Raw genomic sequence first — 17,067 nt, 5'->3', positions numbered from 1 at the left:
GAAGGCCCGCCGGTTTCGGCGGGCCTTTTGCTTGGCGCCCGCTCACCCCAGGGCGCGCAGCCGGTCCGCCACCCGGGCCGCGATGGTCCGATGCATCGCGGGCCCCGGCATATGTTCGGCGCTTGGCGCCTGCAGCGGGCCATAGACCATCTTCTCCAGCTCGCCGTCCTGTTCTCCGGCCGGCACCACCGGCACCTCGATCAGACCGAGACTGCGCCCCGCGACCCGGTCGATCAGTGACCGCGTGACCAGCAGGGGATCAGCACCGAGCGGCTCACCGCCCTGCGGCCAGTGATCGGGATATTGCAGCCAGAGGAGCAGCACCCGCCCCTCAAGCGCGCGCAGCAGCCGTTCCATCCGGTCCAGCCAGATGCCACGCAGTTCCGCCCGAATCTCGGCGAACCGGTCGGAGCCGCACCGCAGCAGGCTGTTGAGCAGATGCTTGGTGAAGTGGAACTCGGTGAAATCGACCTCGGGATAGAGCGCGATCAGCCGGTTGCTCGGTGCCAGGAACCGGTCATTGCGGCGCGGATGCACCCGGTAATAGCGATTCGACAGGTTCTGCGCCCCGGGCAGTTGCAGCACCACAGCCTCGGCCCCGGCCGCGGCCCGCATCAGCGCGGCGTCGCTCAGCAGCGTGTCGAGCCCGGAGTTGGCGCAGCCCAGATTGAGACAGGCCTGCCCGGTCAGCCGGTCGATCAACGCCGGGAAAGGTGTCTGCACGAAGCGCCCGAAGGTCTCGCTGCCGCCGAGAAAGGCGAAATATGGGGTCTCTGGCACCCCACAGGGCCCCCGCACCCAGAGCTGAGAGCCCGGAAGCCGGCATGTCGGCTGGTCCAGCGCCCCGGCGCCCGAAATCTGATAGCTCATTTCGCCCCCCGGCAGTCACGGCAAGGACTTAGCCTGCGACCGGCAAGGTTGCGATTCGGCTAATGCGCGCATTTGAGGCAAATTGAGTCGTTCACGCCCTCTTGTCCGCCCCGGGGCCGGCCCGGTATGGTCACGCCGAAACCGCTAGGAAAGGCAGGCTCATGAGCATTCAGACAATCGGCGTGATCGGGGCGGGACAAATGGGCAACGGGATCGCCCATGTCATGTCCCTCGCCGGTTACGACGTGGTGATGTCCGATATCAGCCAGGATGCGCTGAACCGGGCGATGGAGACCATCCGCAGCAACATGAGCCGCCAGGTCTCGCGCGGGAAACTGCCCGAGACGGAGATGAACGCCGCGCTGGCGCGGATCAAGACGACGCTCGATCTGGCCGATATCGGCGCCTCGGATCTGGTGATCGAGGCCGCGACCGAGCGTGAGACCGTGAAGCAGGCGATCTTCGAGGATCTGCGGCCGCATCTGCGCCCCGACACCATCCTGACCTCGAACACCTCCTCGATCTCGATCACCCGGCTGGCCAGCCGCACCGACCGGCCGGAAAAATTCATGGGCTTCCACTTCATGAACCCGGTGCCGGTGATGAAGCTGGTCGAGCTGATCCGCGGCATCGCCACCGACGAGCCGACCTATCGGGCCTGTCTGGGCGTGGTGGAACGGCTGGGCAAGACCGCAGCCAGCGCCGAGGATTTCCCCGGCTTCATCGTCAACCGCATCCTGGTGCCGATGATCAACGAGGCTGTCTATACGCTCTATGAGGGCGTCGGTAACGTGAAGTCGATCGACATGGCGATGAAACTGGGCGCCAACCATCCGATGGGGCCGCTGGAACTGGCGGATTTCATCGGGCTGGACACCTGCCTTGCGATCATGAACGTGCTGCACGACGGGCTGGCGGATACCAAATACCGCCCCTGCCCGCTCCTGACCAAATATGTCGAGGCCGGCTGGCTGGGTCGCAAGACCAAGCGCGGCTTTTACGACTATCGCGGCGAGGAGCCGGTGCCGACGCGCTGAGATCGCGCATCGGCGACACGGAGGGGGGCCCATCGGGCCCCTTTTCTATTCGACAGTAGGCGATCGCGGCGCGGGTCGGAGCGGGGCGCTGCCCCGCACCCCGGGATATTTAAAGCTAGAAAAAGGCAGGGACAGCGCAGAGCGACCGTGTCAGAGCCGGTCGGGGTGCTGGTCCAGTTCCAGCACGTAGTTCCGCAGCCAGGCCATGAAGCCGCGGGTGTCTTTCTGCAGCGGCGCCATCTGATCGTCGGTCAGCACCTTGCCGATCACCGGCGCCTGCGGCTTGTGGCAGGCGCGGACGATTTCGTGCAGCAGCAGGCCCTGGCGCAGGATCGGGGAAATCTGGCAGGAGATCTGATAGGCGCGCGAATTGCGGCCCGGGAAATAGATCGGCACCACCTTGGCACCCGACTTGCGGATCATCTTGGCGGTGAAGGCATGCCATTCACGTTCGACCGGCGGCCCCCACCATGTATCCGAGGACATCACCACGCCCGAGGGGAATAGCGCCACGACGCCGCCCTCGGCCAGATGCGACATCGCCTTGCCACGCATCTCGACCATCTTGCGTTGCGCATCGGGGTCGTGCGGGAAGGGCACCGGGATCATGAAAGAGGTCGCAGCCTCGTCCAACCCGGTCAGCACCGAGCGGGTGAGGATCCGGTAATCGAGCCGGACGCGGCCGATCAGCTCGGCCAGGATCATGCCGTCGACCATGCCGTGCGGATGGTTGGCCACCACCACCACCGGTCCGTCCTTGGGGATATTGGCGATCTGTTCCGCCGGCGTCTGCAGGTCGATTCCCATCACGTCGAGCGCGCCGCGCCAGAATTTCTGGCCGCGGAAATCGGCGTTCAGCTTCTCGAACTTGTTGACCATCCTGAGGATGCTCGGCTTGCCGGTCACCCATTCGATCGCCTTGATCGCCAGCGAGGTCCAGCGATCATCGAAAGAGTTGGAATAGGTCAGCGTGCGGCGGTCGTAGACCTCGCCCTCAGCCTGAGCTCCGGGCACACCCGCAGGTGTGGAGAGCCCGGAATTGCTGTTATGCGAAGTCTCGACCAATGTGCCTGTTCCCGTTTATCACGACGCCGGCGCGTGATCGCGCTCAGTACTCCTCGCCGAACTTGTCGGCGACCAGCGCCTCAAGCGCATCGGCCAGCGCTTCAGAGTCTGGCCCCGTCGTCTCAACGTCAATAGTCGTTCCCTTGGACGCTGCCAACATCAAAAGCCCCATGATGCTGTCTCCCGAGGCGGTCATACCGTCGCGGGAGACCTCGGCACGGGCATCGAAACCTTCGACCACCTCGACCAGCTTGGCCGAAGCCCGGGCATGCAGCCCCTTTTCGTTCACGATTTTCAGTGTGCGTCGTGTCATTTGGTCCGTCAGGCGTCGTTGAGGCTGATGTTGCGGCTGTTGATATACTTGCGTCCCGCCTCCATGGCATCGCGGACCGCATCGCCGATCGGCAACTGGCGGCTTTTCGCCAGCTTGATCAGCATCGGCAAATTCGCCCCATAAAGAATGCGGCGATCGGAGGGGGTGCAGGCCCGCAGGCTGAGGTTCGATGGCGAACCGCCGAAGAGATCGGTCACCAGCACCACCCCGTCGCCGGTATCGACGGCATCGGCGGCGACGCAGATCTCTCGCTGCTTGGCATCCCGGTCATGCTCCGGTTCGATCGAGATCGCCACCATGCCCGGCTGCTTGCCGATCACATGTTCGATGGCAGCCAGATATTCCTTGGCCAGCCCCCCATGCGCGACAATGACAATTCCGATCATCCGATCCCTATCCGTTCCGCTGGCTGTCCAGCTCGCGGTGCCTAATTGACACCTGCCGGCCATCCTCTGCAAGGGCCTTCGCCAGCGTTTCCGCCAAGGTGACCGATCGGTGCTGGCCACCGGTACAGCCGAAAGCGATCGACAGATGCGCCTTGCCCTCCTGGGTATAGGCCGGCAGCAGAAAGCGAGTGAGATCGAGCACCCGTTCGAAGAAGGGCGCGAACAGCGGGTCGGCGGCGACATGGGCGGCGACCGCCGGGTCACGACCATCGAGAGCGCGCAATGCTGGCACCCAATAGGGATTCGACAGAAAGCGGCAATCAAACACCATGTCGATGCCGCGCGGCAGCCCGCGCTTGTAGGAAAAGCTGTGCACCGTCAGCGCCAGGGCGCGACCGGTATCGGGGGCGAACCAGCGTTCGATCTCTTCCCGCAGCTGATGGACGTTCATGTCCGACGTATCGATCAGCGTATCGGCCCGCTCCCGCAGCGGCGCCAGCAGCCCGAGTTCGCGCCGGATGCCGGTTTCCGGGCTTTCCGCCGGGGCCAGCGGATGTCTGCGGCGGGTTTCCGAGAAGCGCCGCAGCAGCACATCGTCGCGGCAATCGAGGTAGAGCACCGTCAGTTCGGTATCGGCACGCGACGAGAGCGTCTCGATCAGCTCGAGCAGACCCTCGGCCGAGAATTCGCGGTTGCGCGGGTCCATCCCCAGCGCCAGCGGACGGGTCGGGGCCGGGCCGTCGAGCAGCAGCGGCACCAGCCTGAGCGGCAGGTTGTCGATCGCCTCGAACCCCAGATCCTCGAGCGCGTGGATGGCAGTCGACCGCCCGGCCCCCGAAGGGCCGGTGACCAGTACCAGCCGGAATGGACTGTTGGAGCTGTCCTCTGTCATGTCGTGCGCTGCCCGGTCCTGAGAAATTGCATCAGAGATGCAGCAAAATGTGGGATCTCGCTGCGCAGAAGCAAGGTGATCTCACATCCCAGTATCGAAGTGTTGCGCGCGGGCGGCAGGCGGTGCACCTCGGGCGTGTCGAGATCGAGAAGCGCAAAGACCGGGGTGGGCCCGGTGGGCTCCGCATGCAGCAGGCCGAGGCCACGGGCCTCGATCAGCCCTTCGATGGCCTCGGGGGCGGAGGCGACCAGCCCGTCGCCCTGCCGGGTGAGGATGGTGCGGTCATCGCTGACCAGTCCGGCGCCCAGGGCCATCAGGTTCAGCGCCATGCCGGACTTGCCGCTGCCCGAGGCGCCGGAGATCAGAAGAGCGCGGCCGCACAGGGCGACGCAACTGGCATGCAGCGTCTCGCTGTCTCTGTCCGCCATGGATCAGACCGGCAGGCCGACGACGAAGCGCGCACCCAGCGGGTCAGAGGTGACATCGGCTTCGGTCGGGCGGATGTTCTCGGCCCAGATCACCCCGCCATGCGCCTCGACGATCTGTTTCGAGATCGCCAAACCGAGGCCGGAGTTATTGCCGAAATGCTCCTCGGGGCGCTGCGAATAGAACCGCTTGAAGATCTTGGTCAGCGCCTCTTCCGGGATACCGGGGCCGGTATCCTCGACCACCACCAGCACCCGGTTCTGCCGCTTGCGGGCCCAGACGCGGATCGCGTCGCCCTCTTCGCAGAAGGAAATCGCGTTGGTGATCAGATTGACGAAGACCTGCGCCAGCCGCGCCTCGAGCCCGAGAATCACGATCGGCTCCTTCGGCAGATCGGCGATATAGTCGATCCCCTTGGCGCGGGCATCCTCGCCCAGATACTGGTTGAGATTGCCCAGCATGGTCAGCAGGTCGAAGCTTTCCTGCTCTTCCTTCACCAGCTCGGCATCCAGCCGCGAGGCGTTCGAGATGTCGCTGACCAGCCGGTCCAGCCGGCGCACGTCATGTTCGATGACATCCAGCAGCTTTTCGCGCTGATCCTCGCGCTTGATCATCCTCAGGGTGCCGACCGCCGATTGCAGGCTGGCCAGCGGGTTCTTGATCTCATGCGCCACATCGGCGGCGAATTGTTCATTGCCGTCGATCCGGTTGTAAAGCGCCGAGACCATGCCCCTGAGCGCACGGCTGAGGCGGCCGATCTCGTCCGGACGCGCGGTCAGATCGGGGATGCGGACGCGTCCGGGGCTCATCTTGCGGGCGTTGCGGTCGCGCCCGAGTTCCGCCGCCTCGGCCAGATCACGCAGCGGATTGGCAATGGTCGAGGCCAGAACCAGGCTGAGACCGACCGAAACCAGCAGCGCGATCACGAACATCTGCAGCACCCGTTCGCGTTCGTCGCGGATCAGCGCCTCGATCTCTCCCGCAGGGCTGACCAGCGCCAGCGCCCCGACCGGCTTGCCGGCCTGCAGGATCGGGGTAACGGCGGCAAGTTCGGCGCGGCGGCTGCCGGGGCTCAGGGTTCCGACCTGGGTGGCGCCGGTTTCAAGCGCCGCGGGCACCACCGTCCTGAGCTGGACCTCGACCGGCGCGTCCTGCGTCGGGTGGTTCGCAGCCAGAAGCCCCGCCAGCCCGCCCCAGAGCGCCGACAGCCCATCGCTGATCGGAGTGCGCCCGCTGCCAGCCTCGGGCCGGACGGGCAGGTCTGCGCCAGTCCCCCGGATCTGTCCCACCACCTGACCGGTCGTGTCGAAGATCACGACCTCGCTGCCCTCGCGCAGGGTCAGCGCCGCCAATGTATCCGCCACGTCGACACCGTCGCCGGTAACCAGATTCACCGGCCCGCGCTTGGGGAGCTGCGCCTCGAAGACATTGGCGATCAGCCGCGCCTCTCCCGCCAGCACATTGGCGCGCTGCGCCACCAGATTGTCGCGCGAGCTGTTGAGATAGAGCAGGCCGGCAACCAGGATGATCAGGGCGATCAGATTGAAGATGATGATCTTGCGGGTCAGCGGCGAGCCGCGCAGAGAAAAGAACCCGCGCCGGTCGCGCTTGGCGCGCAATTCCTCGGCCACGGTGCTGCGCGGAGCGACCCAGTCGTCGCCCAGCACGACATCACCGTCGTGACGCAATTGAGAGGAACCGGTATCGCGCACATCAACCCTTTCGGCAAACACATCCGGGGAACATCCCCGGACAGCCGTTATTCTTCGTTATAGCGATAGCCAATCCCGTAGAGCGTCTCAATCGCCGAGAAATCGGGATCGGCGCTGCGCATCTTCTTGCGCAGACGTTTGATGTGGCTGTCGATGGTGCGATCATCGACATAGACCTGATCATCATAGGCCACGTCCATCAGCTGATCGCGGCTTTTGACGAAACCGGGGCGCTGTGCCAGGGCCTGCAACAGCAGGAATTCGGTGACGGTCAGCGACACGTCCTTGCCCTTCCAGACCACAGAATGGCGCAGCGGATCCATCCGCAGGTTGCCCCGCTCCATCACCTTGGCCTCGGGGCCGGCGCCGACGGCATCGCCCGACACTGCCTCTTGCCGGCGCAGCAGGGCGCGAATCCGTTCGACCAGCAGACGTTGAGAGAAAGGTTTCTTGACGTAGTCGTCCGCGCCCATGCGCAGGCCGAGCACCTCGTCGATCTCATCATCCTTGGAGGTGAGGAAGATCACCGGCATCTGGGTCTTCTGCCGCAACCGCTGCAGCAGATCCATGCCGTCCATCCGCGGCATCTTGATGTCCAGGACCGCCATATCGGGCAGTTTCTTGTTGAAGGCGTCCAGCGCCGCCTGCCCGTCGTTGTAGGTTTCGACCTCGAATCCCTCGGCCTCGAGGGTCATGGAAACGGAGGTCAGGATATTTCTGTCATCATCAACCAAAGCGATCTTTGACATCGGGTTCACCTATCTGCTCGAGACTGCCATATTTTTTCCCATATCCTGCCCTTTTTTCGCGTTGCGAATCAATCCTTAACTGCGAATCGCGCGGTCTTTGCGTTCTCAGGACAGCAGAAATTCCTTAAGCGCGGTTGAATTGTCGCATGTCTCCGAGGCAACGCGTCGCATGGTTGCGCTAAACATCGCCATGGTGGCGCTAACTGTGCCAAAGCGTCCTGTTCAAGCCCGAAAACGTCATGCTAAGAGGCGCCGCATCGGGAATTACGCCCGATCATCGCCCCGAACAGCGATTGAACGACACGCGACGCCAGCCGCCGCCACAGGAGAATGAACGTATGACATCTGGACGGGTCAATCCCCAATTCCGCCTCGAAGACCAAGGCATCGAGGGTCTGGGCAATGTGTATTACAACCTGATTGAGCCGGCCCTGATCGAAGCCGCGCTTAAACGCGACGAGGGCACCCTGGGCAAAGGCGGCGCGTTCCTGGTCACCACCGGCAAGTTCACCGGCCGCTCGCCCAAGGACAAGCACATCGTCAAGACCGACAGCGTGGCCGACACCATCTGGTGGGAAAACAATGCCGAGATGTCGCCCGAAGCCTTTGACGTGCTCTATGCCGATATGCTCGAGCACATGAAGGGCCGCGACTATTTCGTCGAGGATCTGGTCGGCGGCGCCGACCCCGAATATGCGATCAACGTCCGCATGGTGACCGAACTGGCCTGGCACGGCCTGTTCATCCGCCACCTGCTGCGTCGCCCCGAGCGCGAAGCGCTGAACAGCTTCGTCGCCGATTTCACCATCATCAACTGCCCCAGCTTCAAGGCCGACCCGGCCCGTCACGGCTGCCGCACCGATACGGTGATCGCGCTGAACTTCGACAAGAAGCTGATCCTGATCGGCAACACCGAATACGCGGGCGAGAACAAGAAATCGGTCTTCACCCTGCTGAACTACCTGCTGCCGGAAAAAGGCGTGATGCCGATGCATTGCTCGGCCAACCACGCGGTCGGCAACCCGGTCGACACCGCGATCTTCTTCGGCCTGTCGGGCACCGGCAAGACCACGCTTTCGGCCGACCCGGCCCGCGTGCTGATCGGCGACGACGAACACGGCTGGTCGGAGAACGGCACCTTCAACTTCGAAGGCGGCTGCTATGCCAAGACCATCAACCTGAGCGCCGAGGCCGAGCCGGAAATCTATGCCACCACGCATAAGTTCGGCACCGTGATCGAAAACATGATCTACGATCCGGAAACCTTCGAGCTGGACTTCAAGGACAGCTCGCTGACCGAGAACATGCGCTGCGCCTACCCGCTGGACTATATCTCCAACGCGTCGGAAACCTCGCTGGGCGGCCATCCGAAGAACATCATCCTGCTGACCTGCGACGCCTATGGCGTGCTGCCGCCGATCTCGCGGCTGACCCCGGCCCAAGCGATGTACCACTTCCTGTCTGGCTTCACCTCGAAGACCCCGGGCACCGAGCGCGGTGTGGTCGAACCCGAGCCCACCTTCTCGACCTGCTTCGGCGCCCCCTTCATGCCGCGCCGGCCGGAAAGCTATGGCAAGCTGCTGCAGGAAAAGATCGCCAAACACGGCGCCACCTGCTGGCTGGTCAACACCGGCTGGACCGGCGGCTCCTTCGGCGTCGGCTCGCGGATGCCGATCAAGGCCACCCGCGCGCTGCTGACCGCCGCCCTGGAAGGCTCGCTGAACGAGGCCGAGTTCCGCAAGGACGAAAACTTCGGCTTCGAGGTTCCGGTCGCGGTTCCGGGCGTCGACACCCAGCTTCTGGACCCGCGCCAGACCTGGACCGACAAGGATGCCTATGACGCCCAGGCCGCCAAGCTGGTCAAGATGTTCGCCGCGAACTTCCAACAATATGTCGACCATATCGATGACGACGTGAAAGCCGTCGCCATCGGCTGAGGGGTCCCTCAGCGCTGAGACAGCAGACCCCGGCCGCAACGCCGGGGTTTTTCTTTGCCGCAAATCCAGGCCTGGAACAGATCGCGGACGGGGGCGCTGCCCCCGCACCCCCGCCGTATTTTCACCGAGAAGAAGGGGGACGCCGGCCTCAGCCCACCCGGCCGGCGATCATGTCGCGGGTGCGCACGGCGTATCGGTCCGTCATGCCCGAGACGAAATCGGCCAGCGCGTGCAGCGCGGTATAATCGTCCACGACGCCGCGCAGATCGAGATCGGTGGCGCGGATCAGCTTGCCCCAATAGCCGCTTTTCAGGGCCTCCGGCTCCCACCCCTCGGCCTTCAGCGCCTCGAACAACCCGTGGAAATGATCCAGCAGGTCATGCAGCACCTGCCGCCCGGCGATCTCAAGTTCAGTCTTGCGCCGCGCGGTGAAGATGCGCGCGTTGGAGATATCCTTCAGTTCACCGAAGGCGCCGGCCTTGGCGGAGACTTCCATCAGCCCATCGCTGAAGGTTCCCTCCATGATCGCCTCATAGTGATCCATGAAGGCATCGACCGCCGCGTCGATCGCGCGGCCGATCGCCAGCGCCCGACGCGATGCCACGATCTCATGCGCCGTCATCCCCTCGGCATCGGGCCAATCCGGGGCGGCGATGCTTTCGAGGATTTCGATCACCTGCGCTGTCGGCAGATCGCCGATGGTGGCGGCGTCCTCGAGATCGAGAATGCGGTAACAGATGTCATCCGCCGCCTCGACCAGGAAGGCCAGCGGATGGCGCGCCCACCAACGACTGGCACCCTCGCCCCGTTGCGGCAGGCCGAGCGCGGCGGCGGTTTCGGCAAAGAGGCTTGCCTCGGTCTCGAACACGCCGAATTTCTTCAGCCCGACATAGGGGGCGGAGCCGCTGACGGCGGCCGTGCAGGGGTATTTCATGAAGGCGCCCAGCGTCGCGTAAGACAGCCGCATGCCACCCTCGCGCCGCCCCATCTCCAGCGATGCGGCGATGCGGAACCCCTGGGCATTGCCCTCGAAAGCGGTGAATTCGGCCTGACGCGCCCCGATCTTTGCCGCCAGCGCCGCATCCCGCGCGAAGAGCCCAGCAAACCATTCGCCGATGCTCGCCTCGCCGGAATGGCCAAAGGGCGGATTGCCGATATCATGCATCAGGCAGGCGGCCTGGACCACGCCGGCGATCACATGCTGCTGACCCTCGTCGAGCCTTGCCTCGTCGACCAGCCGCTGGCCCACCGCGATCCCCAGCGAACGGCCGACGCTGGAGGTTTCCATCGAATGGATCATCCGGTGATGCAGGTGATCATGATGCACCAGGGGGTGCACCTGGGTCTTCTGCGCCAGCCGGCGGAACGGTTGGGAGAACAGGATGCGGTCGTAATCTTGCAAAGAGGCCGGCCGGCCGGCGGTTTCCGTATACTCCGGGCGGCAGAGCCGTCCCGGGTTCAGCAGAGTATCCCATTCCATCGTCAGTCTCCGGCCTCTTGCAACTCAGGCCGGCAGAAAGTCACAGATCGCAGGTGGGGGCAACCTAGCCCATCAGGGCGCGGCGAATCAGGTTCAGCCCGGCGATCAGCAGCACCACCAGGGTGATCCTGCGAAAGGTGTCCTGTTCGATCCGGTCATGCACCCGACCGCCCAGCCACATGCCCAGGAGCACCGGCACCAGCAGCGCCACGGAAAACGGCAACGACGCCCGATTCAGCACACCCGAGCTCAGATGCGCGCCCAAGAGCGCCAGCGCGCCGAGCCCGTAGATCACCCCCTGCACCCGCACCTGTTCGGTCTTCGGCGTGCTGATGGCGGTGAGATAGGCCACCGTCGGCGGCCCCCAGACCCCGGAGACCCCACCGATCGCGCCCGCCAGCGCCGCCACCATCGCCTCGATCCGGGTGGAGGGTTCGGCCATGTGGAATTTCACCCCGACAAGCTGCATCAGGCAGAAGAGGGTGATCAGCACCCCCAGCACCAGCAACATCACCTGCACCGGGATGATCGAGACCATCTGCGCGCTCGCCATCAGGAAGACACCGCCGACGATCAGGAACACCCGGAACCGCTTGATCGAATCGACCGCCGCCGCCACCCCCTGGCGCAGCGCCTGGATGCCATTGGTCACCAGCGTCGGCAGGATCAGCCCGGCCAGTGCCAGTTCGGGGGGCAGAAAGCTGCTGAGCCCCGAAATCAGGATCAGGGGCAGGGCAAATCCCACCATGCCTTTGACCAGCCCCGCCACCAGGGCAAGGGCGAAGGCAAGGATCATCTGGTCGGGGCTCATCAGGGCGGTCATCATATCCATGCGCCTCTCTTAGCATCCCGAACCGGCGCTGCACTGCAAAATTTACCACGCAACTATCGAACGCAAGCAATGCCTTGAGTGAATTTTTGTTGCGCTGCGACTGCGAAAGAATTAGGAGCAATCGACCGCTGCCCGCGCGGACGATTCATGCCCCATGCTGATGAGGAGCCCAAGCCGATGACCGATACCGCCCTTCTGCCCGACCTGCTGACGCTGACCGGCGCCGCGATTCCCTCTGCCGTGATCGTGATGGATGTCGCCAAGGCGAAACTGCGCGACGAGCTGAGCGAGGGCGGCAAGGTCTCGGCCGCGCTGCTGGAGCAGAATCAGGCCGCCGCCCATGGTCTGTCCTGGCTTGCCACCTATGTCGAGGCGCTGCGCCAGATGCAGGCCTGGGCCGAGCGGCTGCGGGCAGATGGCAAGTTCGGCGAGGTGGAGCAGTTGATCCATCAGATCACCTTCGGCGAATACCTGGCCCAGATGCAGGGCGGCATCCCGATGAGCCAGGGGGAAATCCTGCGTCTCCCCGCGCTGGGGCTGACTGCCGAGGACATGGCGCCGCTGCACGACGCCCCGGTCGCCGCGCTGGTGGCCGGCGGCAATACCCCCGCCGCCCGCGCCCGTCTGGTCACCCTGATGCAGGAGCGCGCGGCGGAAACCACCGTCGGCGCCACCGGGCTGGACGAAGAGCTGGAGATGATCCGCGACCAGTTCCGCCGCTTCGCGCTGGAAAAGGTCGAGCCCTTCGCCCATGAGTGGCACCTGAAGGACGAGCTGATCCCGATGGAGATCATCGAGGAGCTGGCCGAGCTGGGCGTCTTCGGCCTGACCATCCCGGAGAACCTTGGCGGCCTTGGGCTGTCGAAAGCCTCGATGGTGGTGGTCTCGGAAGAACTCTCGCGCGGCTATATCGGGGTCGGCAGCCTCGGCACCCGGTCGGAGATCGCGGCCGAGCTGATCCTGGCCGGGGGCACCGACGAGCAAAAGGAACACTGGCTGCCGAAGATCGCCAGCGGGGAGATCCTGCCGACCGCCGTCTTCACCGAGCCGAACACCGGGTCCGACCTCGGCTCGCTGCGCACCCGCGCGGTGAAAAATGCCGCGGGTGATTACGAGGTGACCGGCAACAAGACCTGGATCACCCACGCGGCGCGCACCCATGTGATGACGCTGCTGGCGCGCACCGATCCGAACACCACCGATTACCGCGGCCTCAGCATGTTCCTGGCCGAGAAGATCCCCGGCACCGACGAGACCCCCTTCCCCACCCCCGGCATGACCGGCGGAGAGATCGAGGTTCTGGGCTATCGCGGCATGAAGGAATACGAGCTGGGCTTCGACGGCTTCAAGGTGAAGGGCGAGAACCTGCTGGGCGGTGAAGAGGGCAAGGGCTTCAAGCAGCTGATGCAGACCTTTGAAAGCGCCCGCATCCAGACCGCCGCCCGCGCCATCGGCGTGGCGCAATCGGCGCTGGACGTGGCGATGCAATATGCGCTCGACCGCAAGCAGTTCGGCAAGGCGCTGATCAACTTCCCGCGGGTCTCCGACAAGCTGGCGATGATGGCGGTCGAGATCATGGTGGCGCGTCAGCTCACCTATTACTCGGCCTGGCAGAAGGATCACGACAAGCGCTGCGACCTGGAGGCCGGGATGGCCAAGCTGCTGGGCGCCCGCGTCGCCTGGGCGGCGGCCGACAACGGGCTGCAGATCCACGGCGGCAACGGCTTCGCGCTGGAATACAAGATCAGCCGCATCCTTTGCGACGCGCGGATCCTGAACATCTTCGAAGGCGCCGCCGAGATTCAGGCGCAAGTGATCGCGCGGCGTCTACTGGGGTGAGACACGCCCGGAAAACAGTCCAGTGGACTGTTTTCAGTGTCGAACGGGCGGAGCCCGGGGGAAAGCGGCGTCCCGGAAACGCTCCAGTGGAGCGTTTCAGCCGCGAACGGGCGAAGCCCAGGGAACGGACACGCCCCGAGCTCTCGGCAACACATGACGATCCACCGGGACAGGCGCCGAAAGGCGCCTTTCTCTTGCCCGGGGGCCACTTTCGGGCGGGTGCGCCGTTGGGGGCTCTGCCCCCGTCGCGGCAGGCCGCGCCTCCCCCGCCGTATTTCGGACGAGAAGAAGGGGCAAGGCGCGCTCCTAAGCGGTCGGCGGGATGTCGATGCCCTCGAACCAGGGCTTGATGTCGATCACCGGGGTCATGTCGAAGGCGTCGGTGGCGTCGATGCCGATCTCTCCAGTCTCGAAATCGAGCGAGGTGATCCGCACCAAGGCCATGGCCACCGGATTGGGCCGCGCCGGCGAGCGCAGGGCGAAGGTGCCGCGCGGGCCCGAACCGTGGCGCGGCGCCTGCACGATAAGGTCGCGACGGCTCTGATCCATCCAGTAGAGCACCCAGATCCAGCGCCCGACCTCAAGCCCCTGCAGGCCCCGAACATAGGCCGGATCAAGGTCGATCCGCGCCCCGCCACCGCCGCCTTCGCGCGCTTGGGTCAGATTGCGCGGCGCCGTGCCGCGCGCCCAGTCCGAGCGGATATGGCCGATGAAGGCAACCTGGGCCGCCACCCTGTCGGCCGGATCAAACTCCAGCCGCTCCTCGCCCACGCGTGTTTCGTCCATCGCAGTCTCCTGTTGCTGATCCGATCAGACGCGGCAGCCGTCGGCGGCGCAAGAGACAGGATGTCGCCCGCAGTCACAACCGGCGCGCGAAGAGGTCGATGAACCGGCCGCGCGCTTCCGGCACCGGCCGATGCCCCAGCGCCGGCGCCAGCCGATGTTCAAGAAAATACCCGGTGGTGCGCAGCGCCTCGGCGATCTCGGCATCCGGCGCCGGCCCTTCGCCGCGCAGGCAGGGCGGCAGCGGCAGCAACCGGTCGGCCCACTCCCCCGCCCCGGACCGCGACACCGCCCGGCCGGACTTGGGCGAGACATAGATCAGCCCCGTGTTCGCCCCGGTGACGGCGCAGGACGACAGATCGAGGCCGAAGCCCAGGTCCTCCAGCAGCGCCAGCTCCCAGTTGAGATAGGCCAGCGGCCAGATGTCCTCCTGCCCCAGCAGGTCCATCAGCTGTTCGCTGCGCCGGTAGAGGCCCGGGTGCGGCGCCCGCTCCGGCAGGCTGAAGGACAATAGCGCGGTGACCGCATTCAACCCCGCCAGAGACAGCCGCCCCGACATCGCCGCCGCCGCCCGGCTGCGCAGGGGTTCCACCCTATAGCTGCCGATATGCTCCTCCAGCCGCGCCTGCCATTGCACATCGAGTTGAGCCCCCGGCTGCAGGAACGGCGCCAGCTTGCGGCTCGCCCCGCCGCGCACCACACCGGCATGGCGGCCGTGATCCTCGGTGAAGACCTCGATGATCGCCGCGCTCTCGCCATGGCGGCGCATGGTCAGCAATATGCCGTGATCGCGCCACTCCATCTTGCATCGCCTCTCGCCATCACGGCCCGCGGGGCCTTCTTCTCGGTCAAAATACTCCCAGGCGAGGTGCCCGCAAGGGCGACGGGAGCGACAACTCCAGGTCCGGGCGGGCTCAGCTCAGACCGTCCTCGTCCAGCAGGTGGCGGCCACGGCGGTCTTCCACCTCGACGACCCAGAGATCGGGATCAAAGCTGCGCTGGCGGGCAATGGCCTCATCGACCGCGCGCTCGTCGCCACGGGCCAGCTCGATCCATCTGCGGTCGCCGGTCATCAGATCGAACGATCGCTGAAAGACCACCGCCTGCCCATCGAGCGTGTTGAGCTTGACCAGCACCGCGCCGGCGGTGTCGTCGCCATGGGCGGTGACAAAGGCGGGAATCTCGTTCAGGCGCAAGCGGGTCAGATAGGCGTCGACCCAGATCCGGGCGGTCAGCCGCATCGGGCTCAGTTCCCGTCCTTGAACTCAAGCCCCATCTCGGAATAGCGCTCGGCCTCTTCCAGCCAGTTCGGCCGCACCTTCACCTGCAGGAACAGATGCACCTTGCGGCCGAGGAACTCTTCCAGCTCCTCCCGCGCAGCCTTGGAGATCGCCTTGATCGTCTCGCCCTTGTGGCCCAGCACGATGCCCTTGTGCCCATCGCGCATAACATAGACCACCTGGTCGATCCGGGCGGAGCCATCCTTGCGCTCTTCCCAGTTCTCGGTCTCGACGGTGAGCTGATAGGGCAGTTCCTGATGCAGGCGCAGGGTCAGCTTTTCCCGCGTCATCTCGGCGGCGATCATCCGCATCGGCAGATCGGCAATCTGATCCTCGGGATAAAGCCAGGGGTGTTCGGGCAATTGCCCGGCGAGCCAGCGCTTCAGAGCGGCGACGCCATAGCCCTTTTCGGCCGAGATCATGAAGGTCTCGGCAAAGGGGTAACGTTCGTTCAGATCCTTCGACAGCGCCAGCAACACCTCGGCCTTGACCCGGTCGATCTTGTTGATCGCCAGCGCCACCTTGCGACCCTTGCCGATGTCGGCGAGCCCTTCGAGGATCCGCTCCACCCCCGGGGTGACGCCGCGATGCGCCTCGACCATCAGCACGACGATATCGGCATCGGCCGCGCCGCCCCAGGCGGCGGCGACCATGGCGCGATCCAGCCGGCGGCGCGGCTGGAACAGGCCGGGCGTATCGACGAAGACGATCTGCGCCTCGCCCTCCATCGCGACGCCACGGATGCGGGCGCGGGTGGTCTGCACCTTGTGGGTGACGATCGACACCTTGGCCCCCACCATGGCGTTGGTCAGCGTGGATTTGCCCGCGTTGGGCTCTCCGATCAGGGCGACGAAGCCGGCGCGTTGGGTCATGGGGATCCTCTGGTTGAGCGTGCCTCCGGATAGAGGATCATAGGACCAATGGCCAGAGCGGAACAAGGGCAGAGCGGACCGCCACTGCCCGCGCGCAAAGGCTTTCCCCTCCATCGCGGCTGGAACCGTCGCCGGGGGCGGGCTAAGATATGCGCCGAAACAATCCAAACAGGGCCAAAATGTTCAACCACCTTGCCATCGGATCGAACGACATCGACGCGTCGGAGCAGTTCTATAATGCTGTGCTGGCCGTTCTCGGGGTCGGCGAGGCGATCCGCAATCAAAACGCCAAGGGCCATCACCGGCTGTTCTATCGGAGCCCCGAAGGCGTTCTGATGATCACCCAGCCGGTCAATGATGAGCCGGCCACGGTGGCCAATGGCGGAACCATTGCCTTCAAGTGCAGCTCGCCTGAACAGGTGCTCGACTTCCACGACACCGCCGTGCAGCAGGGCGGCCTGTCGATCGAGGATGCGCCGGGCTGGCGTGGCGCGGAAGGAACCGGGCTGTTCCTGGCCTATGTCCGCGATCCCGATGGGCACAAGCTCTGCGCGGTCTATCGGCCGGCCTAAA

At 65.1% G+C, this 17,067-nt stretch carries 18 protein-coding genes; 4 read left to right on the top strand and 14 right to left on the bottom strand.

Going from position 1 to position 17,067, the window contains the following annotated elements; all coding sequences use genetic code 11:
- Window positions 1-42: 42 nt before the first annotated feature.
- Window positions 43-870 (bottom strand): DUF6473 family protein, encoded by an 828-nt coding sequence (locus tag ACN0V4_RS08425; protein ID WP_417674985.1) that lies wholly within the window; start codon window positions 868-870, stop codon window positions 43-45.
- 161 nt (window positions 871-1,031) lie between these two features.
- On the opposite strand from ACN0V4_RS08425, the gene ACN0V4_RS08420 reads away from it, so the two are divergent.
- Window positions 1,032-1,907, top strand: coding sequence for a 3-hydroxybutyryl-CoA dehydrogenase (locus ACN0V4_RS08420; RefSeq protein ID WP_417674983.1), 876 nt, complete (start codon window positions 1,032-1,034; stop codon window positions 1,905-1,907).
- Between the two features lie 150 nt (window positions 1,908-2,057).
- On the opposite strand, the gene ACN0V4_RS08415 is transcribed toward ACN0V4_RS08420, so the two are convergent.
- Genes ACN0V4_RS08415 through ACN0V4_RS08385 form a run of 7 tightly spaced genes read right to left on the bottom strand, consistent with a single transcriptional unit; the run spans window position 2,058 to window position 7,471 of the window.
- Window positions 2,058-2,972, bottom strand: coding sequence for a lysophospholipid acyltransferase family protein (locus ACN0V4_RS08415; RefSeq protein ID WP_417674981.1), 915 nt, complete (start codon window positions 2,970-2,972; stop codon window positions 2,058-2,060).
- A gap of 43 nt (window positions 2,973-3,015) precedes the next feature.
- On the bottom strand, window positions 3,016-3,285 hold the full coding sequence (locus ACN0V4_RS08410; protein WP_417674979.1) for an HPr family phosphocarrier protein: 270 nt from the start codon (window positions 3,283-3,285) through the stop codon (window positions 3,016-3,018).
- Between the two features lie 8 nt (window positions 3,286-3,293).
- On the bottom strand, window positions 3,294-3,692 hold the full coding sequence (locus ACN0V4_RS08405; protein ID WP_417674977.1) for a PTS sugar transporter subunit IIA: 399 nt from the start codon (window positions 3,690-3,692) through the stop codon (window positions 3,294-3,296).
- A 7-nt stretch (window positions 3,693-3,699) separates the two neighbouring features.
- A complete protein-coding gene (gene rapZ, locus ACN0V4_RS08400; protein WP_417674975.1) occupies window positions 3,700-4,584 on the bottom strand; it encodes an RNase adapter RapZ in 885 nt (294 codons plus the stop codon).
- Entirely contained in the window at window positions 4,581-5,012 is a 432-nt protein-coding gene (locus tag ACN0V4_RS08395; protein WP_417674973.1) for an HPr kinase/phosphorylase, read from the bottom strand. Before ACN0V4_RS08395 ends, rapZ begins: the two co-directional genes overlap by 4 nt.
- Window positions 5,013-5,015: 3 nt before the next feature.
- Window positions 5,016-6,722 (bottom strand): sensor N-terminal transmembrane domain-containing protein, encoded by a 1,707-nt coding sequence (locus ACN0V4_RS08390; RefSeq protein ID WP_417674971.1) that lies wholly within the window; start codon window positions 6,720-6,722, stop codon window positions 5,016-5,018.
- Between the two features lie 47 nt (window positions 6,723-6,769).
- On the bottom strand, window positions 6,770-7,471 hold the full coding sequence (locus ACN0V4_RS08385; protein WP_417674969.1) for a response regulator transcription factor: 702 nt from the start codon (window positions 7,469-7,471) through the stop codon (window positions 6,770-6,772).
- 338 nt (window positions 7,472-7,809) lie between these two features.
- On the opposite strand from ACN0V4_RS08385, the gene ACN0V4_RS08380 reads away from it, so the two are divergent.
- Window positions 7,810-9,408, top strand: a complete 1,599-nt coding sequence (locus ACN0V4_RS08380; RefSeq protein ID WP_417674967.1) for a phosphoenolpyruvate carboxykinase — start codon at window positions 7,810-7,812, stop codon at window positions 9,406-9,408.
- Between the two features lie 148 nt (window positions 9,409-9,556).
- Here the strand turns inward: ACN0V4_RS08380 and dgt are convergent, their stop codons facing one another.
- Both dgt and ACN0V4_RS08370 read right to left on the bottom strand, forming a co-directional pair.
- On the bottom strand, window positions 9,557-10,888 hold the full coding sequence (dgt, locus tag ACN0V4_RS08375; protein ID WP_417674965.1) for a dGTP triphosphohydrolase: 1,332 nt from the start codon (window positions 10,886-10,888) through the stop codon (window positions 9,557-9,559).
- A gap of 64 nt (window positions 10,889-10,952) precedes the next feature.
- Window positions 10,953-11,720 (bottom strand): sulfite exporter TauE/SafE family protein, encoded by a 768-nt coding sequence (locus ACN0V4_RS08370; RefSeq protein ID WP_417674963.1) that lies wholly within the window; start codon window positions 11,718-11,720, stop codon window positions 10,953-10,955.
- 177 nt (window positions 11,721-11,897) lie between these two features.
- Between ACN0V4_RS08370 and ACN0V4_RS08365 the strand changes: the two genes are divergently transcribed.
- A complete protein-coding gene (locus tag ACN0V4_RS08365; RefSeq protein WP_417674961.1) occupies window positions 11,898-13,559 on the top strand; it encodes an acyl-CoA dehydrogenase family protein in 1,662 nt (553 codons plus the stop codon).
- A gap of 306 nt (window positions 13,560-13,865) precedes the next feature.
- On the opposite strand, the gene ACN0V4_RS08360 is transcribed toward ACN0V4_RS08365, so the two are convergent.
- The 4 genes from ACN0V4_RS08360 to era form a co-directional block, all read right to left on the bottom strand.
- The gene (locus ACN0V4_RS08360) at window positions 13,866-14,345 is read right to left on the bottom strand and encodes an SAM-dependent methyltransferase (RefSeq protein ID WP_417674959.1); all 480 of its coding nucleotides are present in this window, start codon (window positions 14,343-14,345) and stop codon (window positions 13,866-13,868) included.
- Between the two features lie 73 nt (window positions 14,346-14,418).
- Window positions 14,419-15,144, bottom strand: coding sequence for a DNA repair protein RecO (recO, locus tag ACN0V4_RS08355; RefSeq protein WP_417674957.1), 726 nt, complete (start codon window positions 15,142-15,144; stop codon window positions 14,419-14,421).
- Window positions 15,145-15,256: 112 nt separating this feature from the next.
- Window positions 15,257-15,583 carry a DUF1491 family protein gene (locus tag ACN0V4_RS08350; RefSeq protein ID WP_417674955.1) on the bottom strand — a complete coding sequence of 109 codons (327 nt, stop codon included), beginning with the start codon at window positions 15,581-15,583 and terminating at the stop codon, window positions 15,257-15,259.
- Between the two features lie 5 nt (window positions 15,584-15,588).
- A complete protein-coding gene (gene era / locus ACN0V4_RS08345) occupies window positions 15,589-16,494 on the bottom strand; it encodes a GTPase Era (RefSeq protein ID WP_417674953.1) in 906 nt (301 codons plus the stop codon).
- A gap of 179 nt (window positions 16,495-16,673) precedes the next feature.
- Here era and ACN0V4_RS08340 point away from each other — a divergent pair, with 179 nt between their 5' ends.
- Window positions 16,674-17,066 (top strand): VOC family protein, encoded by a 393-nt coding sequence (locus tag ACN0V4_RS08340; protein WP_417674951.1) that lies wholly within the window; start codon window positions 16,674-16,676, stop codon window positions 17,064-17,066.
- Window position 17,067 lies beyond the last annotated feature (1 nt).

Source organism: Pseudodonghicola sp., assembly GCF_048268305.1.
Lineage (GTDB): Bacteria > Pseudomonadota > Alphaproteobacteria > Rhodobacterales > Rhodobacteraceae > Pseudodonghicola.
This window is presented reverse-complemented; position numbering and strand designations above follow the sequence as displayed.